General features: G+C 68.8%; 18 protein-coding genes and 1 pseudogene. 12 read left to right on the top strand and 7 right to left on the bottom strand.

Features of this window, described 5'->3' with window-relative positions:
* Positions 1–232: 232 nt before the first annotated feature.
* Complete coding sequence (locus HNR40_RS53325; protein ID WP_184976598.1) at positions 233–859, bottom strand: dihydrofolate reductase family protein; 627 nt, start codon at positions 857–859, stop codon at positions 233–235.
* A gap of 487 nt (positions 860–1,346) precedes the next feature.
* Here HNR40_RS53325 and HNR40_RS53320 point away from each other — a divergent pair, with 487 nt between their 5' ends.
* Complete coding sequence (locus tag HNR40_RS53320; protein WP_312896884.1) at positions 1,347–2,000, top strand: site-specific integrase; 654 nt, start codon at positions 1,347–1,349, stop codon at positions 1,998–2,000.
* On the opposite strand, the gene HNR40_RS53315 is transcribed toward HNR40_RS53320, so the two are convergent.
* The gene (locus HNR40_RS53315; RefSeq protein ID WP_184976596.1) at positions 1,963–2,904 is read right to left on the bottom strand and encodes a tyrosine-type recombinase/integrase; all 942 of its coding nucleotides are present in this window, start codon (positions 2,902–2,904) and stop codon (positions 1,963–1,965) included. The genes HNR40_RS53320 and HNR40_RS53315 overlap by 38 nt on opposite strands.
* 589 nt (positions 2,905–3,493) lie before the next feature.
* Between HNR40_RS53315 and HNR40_RS53310 the strand changes: the two genes are divergently transcribed.
* The 10 genes from HNR40_RS53310 (at position 3,494) to HNR40_RS53260 (ending at position 11,257) form a co-directional block, all read left to right on the top strand.
* Positions 3,494–4,363 (top strand): tyrosine-type recombinase/integrase, encoded by an 870-nt coding sequence (locus HNR40_RS53310; RefSeq protein WP_246510919.1) that lies wholly within the window; start codon positions 3,494–3,496, stop codon positions 4,361–4,363.
* Positions 4,363–4,692: a helix-turn-helix domain-containing protein gene (locus HNR40_RS53305; protein WP_184976592.1), complete on the top strand. Its 330-nt coding sequence runs from the start codon at positions 4,363–4,365 to the stop codon at positions 4,690–4,692. The genes HNR40_RS53310 and HNR40_RS53305 overlap by 1 nt, the downstream gene beginning before the upstream one ends.
* Before the next feature lie 281 nt (positions 4,693–4,973).
* Positions 4,974–6,143 (top strand): site-specific integrase, encoded by a 1,170-nt coding sequence (locus HNR40_RS53300; protein WP_184976590.1) that lies wholly within the window; start codon positions 4,974–4,976, stop codon positions 6,141–6,143.
* Between the two features lie 106 nt (positions 6,144–6,249).
* Positions 6,250–6,576, top strand: a complete 327-nt coding sequence (locus HNR40_RS53295; RefSeq protein ID WP_246510918.1) for an ArsR/SmtB family transcription factor — start codon at positions 6,250–6,252, stop codon at positions 6,574–6,576.
* Between the two features lie 8 nt (positions 6,577–6,584).
* Positions 6,585–7,832, top strand: coding sequence for a GNAT family N-acetyltransferase (locus HNR40_RS54080; RefSeq protein WP_221341934.1), 1,248 nt, complete (start codon positions 6,585–6,587; stop codon positions 7,830–7,832).
* A gap of 92 nt (positions 7,833–7,924) precedes the next feature.
* Positions 7,925–8,527 (top strand): hypothetical protein, encoded by a 603-nt coding sequence (locus tag HNR40_RS53280; protein ID WP_184976586.1) that lies wholly within the window; start codon positions 7,925–7,927, stop codon positions 8,525–8,527.
* Between the two features lie 190 nt (positions 8,528–8,717).
* Complete coding sequence (locus tag HNR40_RS55975) at positions 8,718–9,377, top strand: arsenate reductase ArsC (RefSeq protein ID WP_184976584.1); 660 nt, start codon at positions 8,718–8,720, stop codon at positions 9,375–9,377.
* Positions 9,378–9,433: 56 nt separating this feature from the next.
* On the top strand, positions 9,434–9,775 hold the full coding sequence (locus HNR40_RS53270) for an ArsR/SmtB family transcription factor (RefSeq protein ID WP_184976582.1): 342 nt from the start codon (positions 9,434–9,436) through the stop codon (positions 9,773–9,775).
* 2 nt (positions 9,776–9,777) lie between these two features.
* A complete protein-coding gene (gene arsB, locus HNR40_RS53265; protein ID WP_376773626.1) occupies positions 9,778–10,875 on the top strand; it encodes an ACR3 family arsenite efflux transporter in 1,098 nt (365 codons plus the stop codon).
* Positions 10,868–11,257: an arsenate reductase ArsC gene (locus HNR40_RS53260; RefSeq protein ID WP_312896883.1), complete on the top strand. Its 390-nt coding sequence runs from the start codon at positions 10,868–10,870 to the stop codon at positions 11,255–11,257. The genes arsB and HNR40_RS53260 overlap by 8 nt, the downstream gene beginning before the upstream one ends.
* A 40-nt stretch (positions 11,258–11,297) precedes the next feature.
* Here the strand turns inward: HNR40_RS53260 and HNR40_RS53255 are convergent, their stop codons facing one another.
* A complete protein-coding gene (locus HNR40_RS53255) occupies positions 11,298–11,819 on the bottom strand; it encodes a hypothetical protein (RefSeq protein ID WP_184976580.1) in 522 nt (173 codons plus the stop codon).
* A gap of 232 nt (positions 11,820–12,051) precedes the next feature.
* Between HNR40_RS53255 and HNR40_RS53250 the strand changes: the two genes are divergently transcribed.
* The gene (locus tag HNR40_RS53250; RefSeq protein ID WP_184976578.1) at positions 12,052–12,222 is read left to right on the top strand and encodes a hypothetical protein; all 171 of its coding nucleotides are present in this window, start codon (positions 12,052–12,054) and stop codon (positions 12,220–12,222) included.
* A gap of 12 nt (positions 12,223–12,234) precedes the next feature.
* Here the strand turns inward: HNR40_RS53250 and HNR40_RS53245 are convergent, their stop codons facing one another.
* The 4 genes and pseudogenes from HNR40_RS53245 to HNR40_RS53230 form a co-directional block, all read right to left on the bottom strand.
* Complete coding sequence (locus HNR40_RS53245; protein ID WP_184976576.1) at positions 12,235–12,630, bottom strand: ArsR/SmtB family transcription factor; 396 nt, start codon at positions 12,628–12,630, stop codon at positions 12,235–12,237.
* Between the two features lie 28 nt (positions 12,631–12,658).
* Positions 12,659–13,915, bottom strand: a complete 1,257-nt coding sequence (locus HNR40_RS53240; protein WP_312896882.1) for an MFS transporter — start codon at positions 13,913–13,915, stop codon at positions 12,659–12,661.
* Complete coding sequence (locus HNR40_RS53235; RefSeq protein ID WP_184976574.1) at positions 13,912–14,181, bottom strand: hypothetical protein; 270 nt, start codon at positions 14,179–14,181, stop codon at positions 13,912–13,914. Before HNR40_RS53235 ends, HNR40_RS53240 begins: the two co-directional genes overlap by 4 nt.
* A 50-nt stretch (positions 14,182–14,231) precedes the next feature.
* Positions 14,232–14,618 (bottom strand): annotated as a pseudogene (locus tag HNR40_RS53230) (flavoprotein); the annotation flags it as partial.

The raw sequence follows: 14,618 nt of genomic DNA, 5'->3' as shown, positions 1-14,618 counted from the left end.
GTGTGTGACGGATGGTTTGGGAAGATCACCCGTTCTACCGGATCTCCGTTCTCATGTCCTGATCTTCTGACGGTCTTGAAATACCAGCCCCAACCATAACTAACCGGCATTGCGACTAACGGAGCAGGGACCGGCGCTCGCGGCGATGGGTCGAAGGGCCCGGCTACCAGGCCCCAGCTGTCCACGCTGCAACCCGCACCCATCCATGATTGACTCTCGCTGACTGCGCCACTTAGGTCGTGGTGGCGGTCGCGTACTGCGGGCGCCCGCCGGGCCGGTAGACCTGGATCGTCACGCCATTCGAGGTGGCTCGCGAGTCGACCAGGTCCAGTGCTGTGTCCGGGCCGGTGGCGGGGAACAGCCGTGTGCCCTGGCCGACGACCACGGGATAGGTGAGCAGGGTGATCTCGTCGACCAGCTGGTTGTCCAGCAGCCAGCGGACCAGGTTGCCGCTGCCGTGCACCTGCAGCTCACCGGACGGCATGGTCTTCAGCTCGCCGATGGCGGCGGCGATGTCACCGGACAGGACGGTCGTGTCCGCCCATTGCGGGTCGGTGAGCGTGGTCGATGCCACGTACTTGGGCCGCGTGTTCACTGCCACTGAGATCGGGTTGTTGCCCTGCTCTGCCCCCCAGGAGCCGGTTCCCCACGAGCGTTCGAAGATCTCGTAGGTCCGCCGGCCGAACAGGAACGCGTCGGCGCGCTGGAAGGCCTGGCCGAGGAACGTCTGGACCTCGTCGTCGAACAGCGGCAAGGCCCAGCCGCCCCGCTCGAATCCGCCCGTGCGGTCCTCGTCCGGCCCGCCGAGTCCCTGCATCACGCCATCGACAGTGACGTGCGTGATAGTCGTCAGTTTCATGATCGTGGTTCCCTTCTCCTTGGGCGGCCCCTCGTGGGCGGCCTCTCACCCATGCCACGAACACCACCACCCCGATCCGACACCGCCGCCCGGATTTCTTTCGAAGATCTTCTGGTACGCGCCGGTTGTGAGCGATCCGACAGCCAGGTGGTTCCGGAAAATGACCGCCGCACTGTCGGGCCTGTGGCCCGCTCAGTGTTGCCGACCACCAGGTCACCAGCGCCCCACGCGGGCCGCACGTCGACAAGACCGGCCGAGGAGCTGGCCGTTGCTGATGGGTGCTGCGCCAGGCGCGGTGCCCGGCTCGCCAGTTTCGAGGAGCTGCCGGATACCGGAAGGTGGATACCGAAGGAGCTGACAGGGTGAAATCCAGCAGGCCCCCGCGACCAGTAGCTCGCCAACATCGGCCGCATCCACGGCCCGGGGAAGGAAGCGCTCGGCGTGCTGGCCATCGAGATCAAGCTGGTCAATCAGTCTGCCACCTGATGTGGCGCAGGCTCTCGAAGATTTCAGCGCAACGGCAGCGCCCTTCTCCGCGCTGCGGCGTCCGCTGCTGGTCGGGGCCAACGCTGAAAGGCGCCGCGAGAACGTCGACCACACCAAGGCCGTCGCCAAGACCAAGCTGGAACGCCTGCTGTCACGGCGCGACATCCCGCTGCGGGACAAGACGCTCTACCGGATGCTGTACGAGACCGCCGCCCGCACCTCCGAAATCCTCTCCCTCAACGTCGAAGACCTCGACCTCGACAACCGCAAGGCGCCGCTGACCTCCAAGGGCGGCGACACCGAATGGATCTACTGGGACGCCGGCACCGCTCGCCTCCTACCCCGCCTGCTCCGCCTACCCGACGGCCACCCCGACGGACCAACCCGCACGCGAGGACCGCTGTTCCTCGCCAACCGCAGGCCCGCCCCAGCTCGCCGCCCGGGCCAGCGCACATCTGCCTCCACACCGGACGACCCCGCCTCGGCTACGACCGGGTGCGCGTCCTCGTGGACACTCACCTCGGCCTCGACTGTAAGTTTCGCCGGTAATCGGCCGGGATTCTTCAGCGCTATTCGGCCGGGCTGTGAGTACCTCCAGCCTGAGCCGGTTAGCGGGCTCAGTGGGTACGGCGGCGGGGCGCGAGGTGCTGGGTGACCTTGGCGATGGCTTCGGCGCCGGGTTTGACGTAGCGCATGGCGGTGCGGGGGTTCTTGTGGCGGGTTTTGCCCATGATGAGCTGCAGGGGGACTTCGGCTTCACCGAGGTGGGTGGCGGCGCTGTGGCGGAGTTGGTGGAGGTCGAGTCCGGCGTGCTGGTTGAGCAGGACGCGGGCGCGGTCGTAGCCGAGGCGGGCGTGGCCGGTGTGCGGGCAGATGTCGGCGGCCGGAGGTCTTCGGGCGGGGACTGGTCGGCGTTCTGCCAGGAACAGCGGGCCGTGCGTGCGCGAGTTGCCGTCGGGGAGGCGGAGTAGGCGGGGTAGCAGGTGTGCGGTGCCGGTGTCCCAGTACACCCATTCGGTGGCGCCGCCCTTGGAGGTGACGGGAGCGCGCCGGTGTTCCAGGTCGAGGGCCTCGACGTTGAGCGCGAGGATCTCCGCGGCGCGGGCGGCGGTTTCGTAGAGCATGCGCCACAGCGTCTTCTCTCGTAGCGGGATGTCGCGGCGCGACAGCAGCCGGTGGATCGTGGATTTGGCCACGGCGCGGGTCTCGTCGGTGTGCTCCTTGCGGCGTTCGGCCTCGGCCGGCACCGATGGGGCGGGCCAGTGCTTCTTGGTCTGGCACCAGAGCAGCCAGGAGGTGATGGCGGCGCGGTTGCGGTTCCAGGTCGCCGGCGCGCTCGCACCCCACAGTTCGGTGAGTGCGGCGCCGATCTCGACGTCGGCCACTTCGGCGAGCGACCGCTCGGGGCCGAGCAGGGCGATGGCCCGGTCGATTGCGGAGGCGTAGGCGCGGTGGGTGTTGGGGTTGGCCGTGCGCGTCGATGCCAGGAACGCGTCGGCGGCCGCGGCGAGCGTGACGTCCCCGCCGCGTAGCGCGGCGATCTTCGACGCCGTACTCATGCCAGCCACCGGGCGGCGGCGCTCGTTGCGGCGGATCGGCTGATGTACCGGATAACGTGCCCGAGTCGCGCACTCTCGCCGGAGACGGTTCGCCTGCTCCGCATGCGGCCATGATCGCTTATGTACGTGATAATAGGCCATTATCACGTGAACCTTACGTATTGCATCTGATGCATGATCGCTGGCGGTGAGCGGACGAGGGCCGAGCTGCAGTAAGCAACCGATCGAGAGGTTGGCTCTGAGGTTGGAGTGCCTGGCCGTGCGGATGTGTAACCTGCGGGGTCTCGCAGTCGATTTCATCTAGTGAGGGAATCGTTCTGCAGATGCGAGGTCGCCGATGGGCGGAACGCGGAGGTTCGAGGTCGCTGGAGCAGCTCATCGGGTGGTGGCGGTCGGGGTGCCGCTGCTGCGGCCGGACGCGCAGGTGTTCGAGGCGATGCTGGAGGGGTGGCGCCAGCAGCAGGTGAGTCGCAGTCTGAGTTTCTCCACCGTGAGTGATCGACTGATGTTGGTGCGGCGGTTTCAGACGCACAGCGGGGAGTTTCCGTGGAGGTGGACGCCTCAGCATCTTGAGGAATGGTCGACGGACATGCGAGCAGTGCGGGGTGTGGCCCTGTCGACGGTCCGCGCCTATCAGCTGGCGGTGCGTTCGTTCCTCGCCTATGTCTGCGATCCGCTCTACGGCTGGGACGCCGAGTGCGAGCGCCGTTTCGGGACCTATCCGGTGCAGATAAGCCACGAGTGGAACAGTGCCAAACACGTCCTGGACGTCGAAGGTCGGCCGCAGCGACGTGCGCTGACCCGGCCTGAGCTGCAGCATCTGTTCGACGCTGCCGACGAGCGGGTGGAGGAGATCCGCCGCCGGCGTCGCAAGGGAGTGCTGGCGGCATTCCGGGACGCGGTGATGCTCAAGACCGCGTACGCCTTCGGGCTGCGCCGCCGGGAGCTGGTACGGCTGGACGTGCACGACTTCGGACGCAACCCCAAGGCGGCCGAGTTCGGCGACTTCGGTGTCTGCTACGTCCGATTCGGCAAGGCCAGCCACGGCAGCCCGCCCAAGCGGCGCAGCGTGCTGACCGTGATGCCGTGGTCGGTCGACGTGCTGGCTGAGTGGGTCGAGGATCTGTGGCCCTACTGCCGACGACAGGCTGCCGCGTCGTTGTGGCCATCCGAACGCACCGAGCGGGTGAACGAGGCCCGCGTGAACGCGGTGTTCGCCCAGCTACGTGAGAAGACGGGGCTGCCCGAGGAACTCGGGCCGCACTGCCTGCGCCACTCCTACATCACGCATCTGATCGAGGACGGATATGACCCGCTGTTCGTCCAGCAGCAGGTCGGGCACGAGCATGGAAGCACGCTGTCGGTCTACACCTCGGTCTCCTCTGATTACAAGACGACCGTGCTGCGGGCCGCTCTCGACAAGGTCATCGAGCGAGCCCGCAACGAGAAGGACCAGTGATGACGAAGAAGATGGGCTACCGCTGGATGCTGCGTGAGCGCATGGCCGAACAGGGCTTGTGGAAAACCACCGAGCTGGCCCCGTTGCTGGCCGACCGGGGAATCGATCTTTCTGCGGCCCAAATTTACCGGCTGGTGGCCGGCACGCCCGAACGCTTGTCCCTGCCGATCCTGGTCGCACTCTGCGACATCTTGTCCTGCACCCCCAACGACCTGATCGTTCCGCACGTCGAAACCGCCAAGCCGCGCAAGGCGATCGGCGCGGACCTCACCGACCTCAACCGGATCGGCCGACCGCGCCGAGCCCGCATCACCGAAGATCCCCAGTGAGTCCCGAACCAAGTCCCTGCGTTCGCTGCGGCCTGCCTCGCCGTCACGCTGCCCGCTGGCCCGACGGCGTCGTCTGCGGCCCTTGCTACAGCGCCGCCTTGCGCCGCATCGGCACCTGCGCCTCCTGCGGGCAACGCCGTGTCCTTCCTGGCGAGCACGATGGCGAACTGCTCTGCGCACCCTGCTCGGGCATCGCTGGTTTCGTCTGCGCCACTTGCGATGCCAACGACGAGATCCTGCGGGGAGTCCGAGAATGCGCGCGATGCGCACTCCGACGCCGAGTGAACACGCTCCTCGACGCTGGCGCCGGCGCGGCACCAGCGATCCTGAAGCCACTGGTTGACGCGTTGTGCTCGGCGAAGAACCCCTTAAGCGCCGAACGGTGGCTTCACTACCCAGGGGTGGGCGATCGGCTGCGGGCCATAGCGACCGGCGACTTGGCGCTGACTCACGAGGCATTCTCCGCCTTGCCGCGCTCCAGCAGCGTCACCTACCTGCGTGAACTACTGATGGCGACCGGACTGCTGCCTCAACGCAATCCCGAGCTGCTGAAGTTCGACGAATGGACCACCGACCTCCTGAGCCGGATCGAAGCCTCCGACGACCGCCAGGCCCTGGCCACTTACATCAAATGGCACCACCGCCACAGGATCCTGCGACAGCTGGACAGCGGCGCCTTGCGCCCCTCGGCATGGGACGCCGCCCGCCAACAAACAAGAACGGCGACGGACTTCCTGAACTGGCTGAGGTCCCGGGGATCCACCTTGGCCGAATGCACGCAACGCGACATTGACGACTGGTTCGCCACCGGCCCGACCACCCGTCTACTGGCCCGCATCTTCATGACCTTCGCTATCCGCCGACGCCTTTGCCCCAGCCTGCGTATCCCCACCCCGCCCAAGGCATCACCCGACGCGCAACCCCAAGCCGAACGATTGGCGCTGCTCCGCCGACTGTTCACCGACGACACGCTGCCACCCATCAACCGCGTCGTGGGCCTGCTGGTTCTCCTCTATGCCCAGCCAGCCACCCGCATCGCGCACATCAAGGTCAACGACGTCACCGTCCGCGATGAGCAGGTATTTCTGCAGATCGCCGAGGAGCACCTACCTTTGCCCGAACCGCTGGACCGCCTCATCACCGACTTGATCGCCCAACGCCGCAATATGGGAACCGCGGCCAACCCCACCTCGCCCTGGCTGTTCCCCGGCCAGCGCCCAGGCCGCCCGATTACTGTCAACCGGCTCCGAGACCGGCTCCGCGACCTGGGCATCACCCGCAGCAGTCGCGTCGCGGCCTTCAACGAACTCCTGCGCGAGATCCCCGCGCCGGTCCTCGCCGACCTCGTCGGCTGCAACCCCGGCTTCGCCGCCGCACGGGCATCGACCCTCGCCAACGACTGGAACACCTATGCCGCGCTCCGAGCGGCCCGGAGGACCAGCCAGCGGTGACCTGCTCGAGAGGAATACGAGCAGGGCGAATATGGGACGGCACCAGTCACATGGCTCAGGGCTGGCCAAGCCTTAAAGTATCGACTATCGTCGATTAACGATGAATATGAAGGAGCCTTTGGGCCGGGCCGAGGCCGAAGAGTACGCGAGCTGGTTCAAGGCGCTCGCCGATGCCACCCGGATCCAGCTCGTGTCGTTGCTGGCCAGGCGGCGGGAGCCGATGACGGTCGGCGAGATCGTCGAGGTGTCCGGGGTGGGCCAGTCGACCGTCTCCCACCACCTGAAGATCCTGGCCGAGGTCCGCTTCGTCCTGGTGGAGCGCCGGGGCACCTCCAGCCTCTACCGGATCAACGAGAACTGTGTGAGCTGCTTCCCGACCGCCGCCGACGTGGTCATGGGCAAGCCCGTCCCCGAACCCCCCGTGTGTGACTGAAGGAGCCGATGATGGCCGACGAGAAGATCGTCCAGCGCTACTCGGGCCTGGCCCGCCAGGCCATGAACGGCGAGCCCGCCCTCGACTGCGGTCCGGAGTCCTTCGCCGACGGGGGCTTCGGCACCGCGGGCTACGACGACCTGGCCGGCCTGCCGGACGGCGCGCTGCTGGCGAGTCTGGGCTGCGGCAATCCGGTCGCGGTCGCCGAGCTACGTGCCGGTGAGACGGTGCTGGACCTGGGCTCGGGTGGCGGCATCGACGTGCTGCTGTCGGCCCGCCGCGTCGGCCTGTACGGCAAGGCGTACGGCCTGGACGCCAGCGCGGACATGGTCGAGCTGGCCCGCCGCAACGCCGAGCATGCAGGCGTGGAAAACGTGGAGTTCCTGCACGGCGGCATCGAGCGGATCCCGCTGCCCGGCCAGAGCGTGGACGTGGTCATCTCCAACTGTGTGATCAACCTGTCCGACGACAAGGCCGCGGTGCTGGCCGAGACGTTCCGGGTGCTGCGCCCCGGCGGCCGCTTCGGTGTCAGCGACGTGGTCGTCGACAACACCGCCGATCCGGTACGGCAGGCCGCCGCCGAGCAGCGGATCGGCTGCGCCGCCGGCGCGCTGGGCATCGACGCCTACCGCGCCCTGCTGGCGGCGGCCGGGTTCACCCAGGTGGCCATCACGCTCACGGCCGGCCACGGAGACGGCGTGCACTCGGCCATCGTCCAGGCCGTCAAGCCGGCCATCGGGCCCGGTATGGAGATCCGGCCGATGCGCGCCGACGACGCCGCCCAGGTGCTGGCCATCTACCAGGCGGGTCTCGACACCGGTCAGGCCAGTTTCGAGACCGTCGCCCCTTCATGGGAGGGCTTCGACGCGGGCAAGCTGCCCCACCTGCGTTATGTGGCCGCCGACACCGAGACCGGCGAGGTGATCGGCTGGGCCGCCGCCTCGGCGGTCTCCACAGGGCCGGTGTACGCGGGAGTCGTCGAGCACAGCGTCTACGTCCACCCAGGCTGCCAGGCTCACGGCATCGGCCGCGCCCTGCTGACCGCGTTCATCGCCGCGGCCGAGGACACCGGGGTGTGGACGATCCAATCCGGGATCTTCCCGGACAACGCCGCCAGCCTGTCGCTGCACCAGGCGCTCGGATTCCGCGTTGTCGGCACCCGCGAACGCCTCGGCCACCACCACGGCCTGTGGCGGGACGTGCTGCTCATCGAACGGCGCAGCAGCGCGACCGGAACCGTGCCAGATAGACGCTGAAACTGGTGATCCGTGACCCTTTCGCGCGCGAAGTACCCGAGTAGTCCGCGCGGGCCACTCATCGATCAGCGTCTACCTGATGAGGAGATCAGATGCGACGACGACTGAGCGCCGTCTTCGTGCTGCTGGCCGCCGTGCTCGGAGGTCTGCTGACCGGAGCGGGCGCCGCCCACGCCAACGCGGGCGACCCCGTGTGCAGACCGGCGTTGACCAACACCCCCGACATCGTCTGCACCATCCCCGTGGAATTCGACAACCGGCCGATCGAGTCCATCGAATGGACGAAGGATGACGACCCCCTTCCCCGGTTCGACAACATCCGGCAGATCCTGGTGAACTGCACACCCGGCGAGCAGTTCGTGATCGGGCTGACGGTCACATTCGCCGACGACATCATTCCCGGCGTGGGGGACACGCCCGTCACATGCCCGGGCAGAACCGCCGGCATCCGGTACCTCAACTGCGACTCCGGCGCCGCTCTGGTCGTCTGCACCGCGCAGATCGACGGGACGCCACCGTTCAGAATCACCTGGAAGATGAACGGAACAGAACAGACCTACTTCAGAGATTCATCCACCATGCGGGTGGGCTGCGTGGTGGGCCGCCCCTTCGACGTCCAGATCGCAGTCACCGACGCGGCCGGAACCAGCGCCGCGGACCGAACGGGAGGCTTCTGCAGGAGGATCCAGGAATGAGGATCTCGCCCGCGAGACCATGAAGCCGGTGCCTGGCAGCTCTGGATGAAGCTTCCCCTCGGAGCCTCGGGCTGCCAGGCATCAACCCCACACCGGCCTCGAGAACCGACTGTTCACCCGCTGTTCGCCCACCCGTACATCGATGAATGTCAATATCGAGGCTCATCAATGTGACAGCGGGAGCCCCGAGATGCCGGACACCTACAAGCGCCACGGCCTGACCATCGACCAGCAGCTCGCCCTGACTACGGCCGCGCGCCGGCTGGGTAAGGAGTTCGCCGGCACGTTCGGCACCGAGACGATCGAGCGGTTCCTGCACACCAGCTACGACCAGTTCGCCACCAGCGCAGCGGTGCCTAACTTCCTGCCGCTGCTGGCCGAGCGGTTCACCCGCCAGCGCCTGCACGCCCTGGCCCGGGTCGAAGGCCACGGCGACGGCCGCCCGATCGTGCTGTTCCTGTGCGTGCACAACGCCGGACGCTCCCAGATGGCGCTCGGGTTCTTCACCGCCCTCGCCGGCGAGCACGCGGTCGGCTGGTCGGGCGGCTCGGAGTTCGCCACCGAGATCAATCCCGCTGCCGTCGCTTCGATGGCCGAGCGCGGCATCGACATCTCCCGTGAGTTCCCCAAGCCGTGGACCGAGGAGATCGTCCGCGCCGCCGACGTCGTGGTCACGATGGGCTGCGGCGACGCCTGCCCCGTCTACCCCGGCAAGCGCTACCTGGACTGGGAGCTCGACGATCCGGCCGGGCTCGCGGCCGAGGACGTTCGCCCGATCCGCGACGAGATCGAGCGCCGGGTCCGCGGCCTGCTGGCCGACCTCGACGTGCCCGCCACCGACCACGCATAGACACATGTCAACATAGACGTGAGCTGACTTCGACGCTCATCGATGTGGGGAGAGGTATGGAGCTGTTGCAGATCCTGGAGTGCAGTCCGCCGCTGGCGCGCGAGCCGCTGGACGCCGAGCAGGCCGCCGGGGTGGCGCGGGTGTTCAAGGCTCTGGGTGATCCGGTACGGCTGCGCATCCTGTCGATCGTGGCCAGCAGGGAGGGCGGCGAGGTGTGCGTGTGCGACATCACCGGCGCGTTCGAGCTGTCCCAGCCGACCATCAGCCACCACCTCAAGGTCCTCAAGGAGGTGGGCCTGCTCACTTCGGAGCGGCGCGCGTCCTGGGTGTATTACCGTCTCGTCCCCGAGACGCTGGGCGAACTGTCGGCGATCCTCGGCGCACCGGCGGCGGTGTAGTCGTGGCCACCCGAAACGCCGGTTCCGCCGCAGCGCCCGCGCCTGGCCAGGGGGTGATCGCCGGGCTGTCGACGCTGGACCGTTTCCTGCCGGTGTGGATCGGCGCCGCGATGGCCGCCGGGCTGCTGCTCGGCCGAGCGCTGCCCGGTCTGGACACCGCGCTGGAAGCGGTGAAGATCGGTCAGATCTCGCTGCCGATCGCGCTCGGGTTGCTGCTGATGATGTATCCGGTGCTGGCCAAGGTCCGCTACGACCGGCTCGGCGCCGTCACCGGTGACCGCCGCCTGCTCATCGCCTCTCTGGTGCTCAACTGGGTGCTCGGCCCGGCGCTGATGTTCGTCCTGGCGTGGGCGCTGCTGCCGGACCTGCCCGAATACCGCACCGGCCTGATCATCGTCGGGCTGGCCCGCTGCATCGCCATGGTCCTCATCTGGAACGACCTGGCCTGCGGCGACCGCGAGGCCGCCGCCGTCCTGGTCGCGTTGAACTCCGTCTTCCAGGTGATCGCCTTCGGCGCCCTGGGCTGGTTCTACCTGGAACTGCTGCCCGGCTGGCTCGGCCTGCCGGGCAGCACCCTGAACGTCTCGGCCTGGGACATCGCCCAGTACGTGCTCATCTTCCTCGGCATCCCCTTGGCCGCCGGATACCTGTCCCGCAGGCTCGGCGAACGCACGAAGGGCCGCGACTGGTACGAGCAGCGGTTCCTGCCCAAGATCGGGCCCATCGCCCTGTACGGGCTCCTGTTCACCATCGTCATCCTGTTCGCCCTCCAAGGTCACACGATCAGCCAGCGCCCCTGGGACGTGGCCAGGATCGCCCTGCCGCTGCTGGCCTACTTCGCGCTGATGTGGGGTGGCTCGTTCCTGATCGGGTGGGCGATCGGCCTGCCGTACAGCAGAACCACCACGCTCGCCTTCACCGCGGCGGGCAACAACTTCGAGCTGGCCATCGCGGTGGCGGTCGGCGTGTTCGGCGTCACCTCCGGCCAGGCCCTGGCCGGGGTGGTGGGGCCGCTCATCGAGGTGCCCGTCCTGGTCGCCCTCGTGTACGTCAGCCTGTGGGGCCGACGTCTGTTCAGCGAGGAGCTCAGCCGTGCCTAGTGTGCTATTCGTCTGCGTGCACAACGCCGGACGCTCCCAGATGGCCGCCGGATGGCTGCGCGAACTGGCCGGAGACCGCGTCGAGGTCCGCTCGGCCGGATCCGCGCCCGCCGACCAGATCAACCCCGTGGCGGTGGAGGCGATGCGCGAGGTCGGCATCGACATCACCAACGTCCAGCCCAAGATCCTCACCACGGACGCGGTCGAAGCGTCCGATGTCGTGATCACCATGGGCTGCGGCGACGCCTGCCCGATCTTCCCCGGCAAACGGTATGAGGACTGGCAGCTCGACGACCCCGCTGGCCAGGGCATCGAGGCCGTGCGGGAGATCCGCGACGAGATCCGCGCCCGGGTGGAGAAACTGATCCACGAGCTCGCGTAACCGCCGCGGAAGCCCCGGGTGGCGGCGCTGGATGGCGAGGTCAGGAGATACGGCGGGCGAGCTCCGCAACGGCTTCGCGGCCCATCTGGGCCACGGCCACCCGCAGGGCCTGCAGCAGGTCCATCTCCACCTCCGGATGCTGTCGCAGGAGCTGCTCGGCTCGCTCACGCAGCGCCTCACCGGCGCTGTGCCGTGTCAGGCCGCTCATGTGCTCGCGCAAGTCGATCTCCATCCCGAGCTCGCGCTGCGCGATCTGGCGGGCGAGCTCGGCGATCGTCTCGCGCGCCACCGGAGCCACCGATTCCCGCATCTGGGCACGCAGTTCCAGCTCCAGCATGGCTGATCTGGAGGTGGGTTCGATGGGCGCGATGTCACGGCCATCGCGGTCAGGACGCCCTGGGGATCGAGTGGCCCGCCTGGCGAAGTCCGCACGGAGTTCGGCCAGTTGCCGCTTTTGCTCTTCAAGGCGTTCCTGCATCTGCTCGACGCGCTCGCGCAGTGCGGTCAGCTCACTGGGACGCGGCAGCTCGCGCAGGCCGCCCTCGGCGTAGAAGACGCGCATCCATGCCGCCTCCCAGACCGGAATCTCCTGCTCCGGGACACCCCAGGCGCAACAACGCCATGATCATGGGCTTGGCGGCCAGGCGCCGGCCACGCATCGTCTTGCCGATGGTCTCGCGGGCCACGCGGACGGGGCCGAGCTTGGCCTTCTCGGCGACGGGGGCCGCTGCGCTGGTCACGTCACAGCAACCGTGGGCACCAGAGCCGGTGTCCGCTCCTTGGAGAAGGACCGCATGCCCATCCTCGACCTGCTCACCAGCGTCTTGCAGTTGGCCACCGCCGGAGTCGGCCTGTACGCCGCGGCCGCGCTGCTGCGCCGCCGCCGTACCCGGGCCGAACGGCCTGAGGATCCCAGCGCGCCCGCGGCGCTGCCTCTGACGCAGCCTCCTGCCGAGGGCAGGTGAGCGGCAGGCGCGTCAGGCGGTGACGAGCTCCACCTCGACCGGCCCGCCTGCAGCGGGCGCGGAGGCGGCGATCTCGCTCAGGGGTGCGAACAGGGCGCCGAGCTTGTTCACCGTCTCCGGGACGATGCGGTAGTGGACCCAGGTGCCGCGGCGTTCGCCGTCGATGAGACCGGCGGTGCGCAGGATCTTCAGGTGGTGGGAGATTGTGGGGGCGGTCAGGTCGAAGACAGGGGTCAGGTCGCACACGCAGGCTTCGCCGCCGGCGTGGGAGCCGATCATCGACAGCAGGCGCAGCCGTACCGGGTCGGCGACCGCTTTGAGCAGGACTGCCGCCGCGGCGGCGTCGGTCTCGGAGATCGGCTCGCGGGCGATCGGCGCGCAGCAGGCGATGCTTGCGGGGGCGGCCATGACACTCCTTGGTTCGACGTCAATCTAACTATAGGCGGTGGTAGGCGACGAGCGCCCCGGCGGCGATCACGCAGACTGCGGCGACGGCGGCCATGACCGGCGGGTAGCCGGCGACCTGGGCCAAGGCGACGGCGCCGAGCGGGGCCAGCGCCTTGTCGGCGACGGAGAAGACGGCGATGCGGCCCGACAGCGTGGCGTAGGCGGCGGTGCCGTACCGGGCCACGAGCAAGTGGGGCAGGGTGATGGAGGCGATGCCGAAACCGAGCCCGAAGGCCAGCACACAGCCGATCGCCCCGGCCACGCTGCGGCCGAGCAGCGGCAGCAGTAGGGCGGCGGCGCCTTGGAGGGCGAAGATGGCGGCGACGATGAGGGCGGCGGGCATCCGGGTCTGCAGGCCGGTGGTGATCAGTCGACCGGTGACCGACAGCACGCCGAGCAGCCCGGCCAGGGTGGCGGCCAGGACCGCGCTGTGGCCGAGGTGGATGAGATAGGTGACCAGGATGACGGCGATGGTGGCCACCGCGCCGCCGTTGGCGGTGAAGGCGACCACCAACAGCCAGAACGGACGGCGCCGCACCGCGGCCTGGACAATCTCGGTCCGCTCTTCCACCGCGGTGGATGTGCGCGCGGCGCCGGGATGGCGGCGCAGGACGAACAGGTGCAGGGGGACGGCGGCCAGGCCGTAGACCACGGCCAGCACGATCAGGGCCTGGCGCCAGCCGTAGGCGTCGACGAGCAGGCCGGACAGCGGGATGAAGATGGCCGAGGCGAACCCCGCGACGATCGTGAGCGCCAAGATGGCGCCCGCGCGGCCTTTCTGGTCGGGGCCGTACCAGGCGATGATGACGGCGAAGGCCGCCTCATACAGCACCATCGCGCAGGCGACGCCGATCGCGGCGAAGACCGCATACAGCTGCCATAGTGCGGTGACCTGCGACCAGGCCAGCACCGCACCGGCGCCGAGCAGCGAGCCGGAGGTCATCAGGCCGCGGCCGCCGTGGGCGTCCAGCCAACGTCCGGCGGGGAGGGCGCAGACGGCGGCGATGAGGATCGACAGGGTGAGCGCGGCGGCGATCTGGGGGTGGGAGACATGCAGATCATGGGCCATCGGAGTGAGGAAGACGGAGAAGGCGTAGTAGAGCACGCCGTAGCCGATGGTCTGGGTGACGGCCAGCGCGGCGACGATCCGCCGCCCGCGCCCCGATCGCGGTCGGCCGCCGCCCTCGCTGCCGGGGGCGGCGGCCTCTATGTGCGGCCCGGTATCGGGTTCGGTGGCTGAGCTCACGCGGGCCCGCCGCTACAACCGATCAGGTCCCGGCCCGAGGCCGTGCTCGTCCAGAGGCCGCCGGTTTCGGTGATGTGGTGCTGGGCCTGCAGCCGCCAGGCGAGCATCCCGGCCTGGCGGGCGATCGCCGGGGCGTAGCCGGGATGGGTGCTGGCCGGGCGGGCGGCCACCAACTGCCCGGCGAGCTCGGCGGTGGTGAGCCGGTCGTGATGGCAGATGAGCCGCAGCGCCTCGCGCTGGGCGGCGGTGGCATGCCCGTCCGACATGATGTTCCTCTTCCTCTTTCCGGTGGGCGTCCTGGTGTGGGTGCGGAGGGTCAGCCGCAGCAGCTCCCGCCGCTGGAGGCGGAGACGGTGACCAGCGGGAGCGGGGTGGCGCCGATCCCGGTCGCCAGGCCGACGCGCTGTTCCTGGGCTTCGGCGAGGTTGGAGGAGCACACCCCGGTTTCGGGCAGGTCCAGTTGGACGTCGCGGGCTGCCTCCCAGTCGCTGGCCAGCGCAGCGACCACGGAGCGGACCTGCTCGTAGCCGGTGGCCATGAGGAAGGTGGGGGCGCGGCCGTAGGACTTGACGCCGACGGCGTAGTAGCCGGGTTCGGGGTGGGTGAGTTCGTCGACGCCGTGGGCGGGGACGGTGCCGCAGGAGTGGGCGTTGGGGTCGATCAGCGGGGCCAGGGTGCGGGTGGAGCCGAGGATCGGGTCCAG

Origin of the sequence: Nonomuraea endophytica, assembly GCF_014203235.1 — a bacterium.
Lineage (GTDB): Bacteria > Actinomycetota > Actinomycetes > Streptosporangiales > Streptosporangiaceae > Nonomuraea > Nonomuraea endophytica.
Note: the sequence above shows the minus strand (reverse complement) of the source record. Positions and strands in the feature narration are given on the sequence as shown.

Bases quoted from the DNA above. Each gene is read 5' to 3' on its own strand.
- HNR40_RS53245 (WP_184976576.1), bottom strand. From the start codon at position 12,630: ATGGCCGCCCCCGCAAGCATCGCCTGCTGCGCGCCGATCGCCCGCGAG.
- HNR40_RS53295 (WP_246510918.1), top strand. From the start codon at position 6,250: ATGAAGGAGCCTTTGGGCCGGGCCGAGGCCGAAGAGTACGCGAGCTGG.
- HNR40_RS53310 (WP_246510919.1), top strand. From the start codon at position 3,494: ATGCGAGCAGTGCGGGGTGTGGCCCTGTCGACGGTCCGCGCCTATCAG.
- HNR40_RS53280 (WP_184976586.1), top strand. From the start codon at position 7,925: ATGCGACGACGACTGAGCGCCGTCTTCGTGCTGCTGGCCGCCGTGCTC.
- HNR40_RS53305 (WP_184976592.1), top strand. From the start codon at position 4,363: ATGACGAAGAAGATGGGCTACCGCTGGATGCTGCGTGAGCGCATGGCC.
- HNR40_RS53235 (WP_184976574.1), bottom strand. From the start codon at position 14,181: ATGTCGGACGGGCATGCCACCGCCGCCCAGCGCGAGGCGCTGCGGCTC.
- HNR40_RS53270 (WP_184976582.1), top strand. From the start codon at position 9,434: ATGGAGCTGTTGCAGATCCTGGAGTGCAGTCCGCCGCTGGCGCGCGAG.
- HNR40_RS53315 (WP_184976596.1), bottom strand. From the start codon at position 2,904: ATGAGTACGGCGTCGAAGATCGCCGCGCTACGCGGCGGGGACGTCACG.
- HNR40_RS54080 (WP_221341934.1), top strand. From the start codon at position 6,585: ATGATGGCCGACGAGAAGATCGTCCAGCGCTACTCGGGCCTGGCCCGC.
- HNR40_RS55975 (WP_184976584.1), top strand. From the start codon at position 8,718: ATGCCGGACACCTACAAGCGCCACGGCCTGACCATCGACCAGCAGCTC.
- HNR40_RS53250 (WP_184976578.1), top strand. From the start codon at position 12,052: ATGCCCATCCTCGACCTGCTCACCAGCGTCTTGCAGTTGGCCACCGCC.
- HNR40_RS53255 (WP_184976580.1), bottom strand. From the start codon at position 11,819: ATGCGCGTCTTCTACGCCGAGGGCGGCCTGCGCGAGCTGCCGCGTCCC.
- HNR40_RS53325 (WP_184976598.1), bottom strand. From the start codon at position 859: ATGAAACTGACGACTATCACGCACGTCACTGTCGATGGCGTGATGCAG.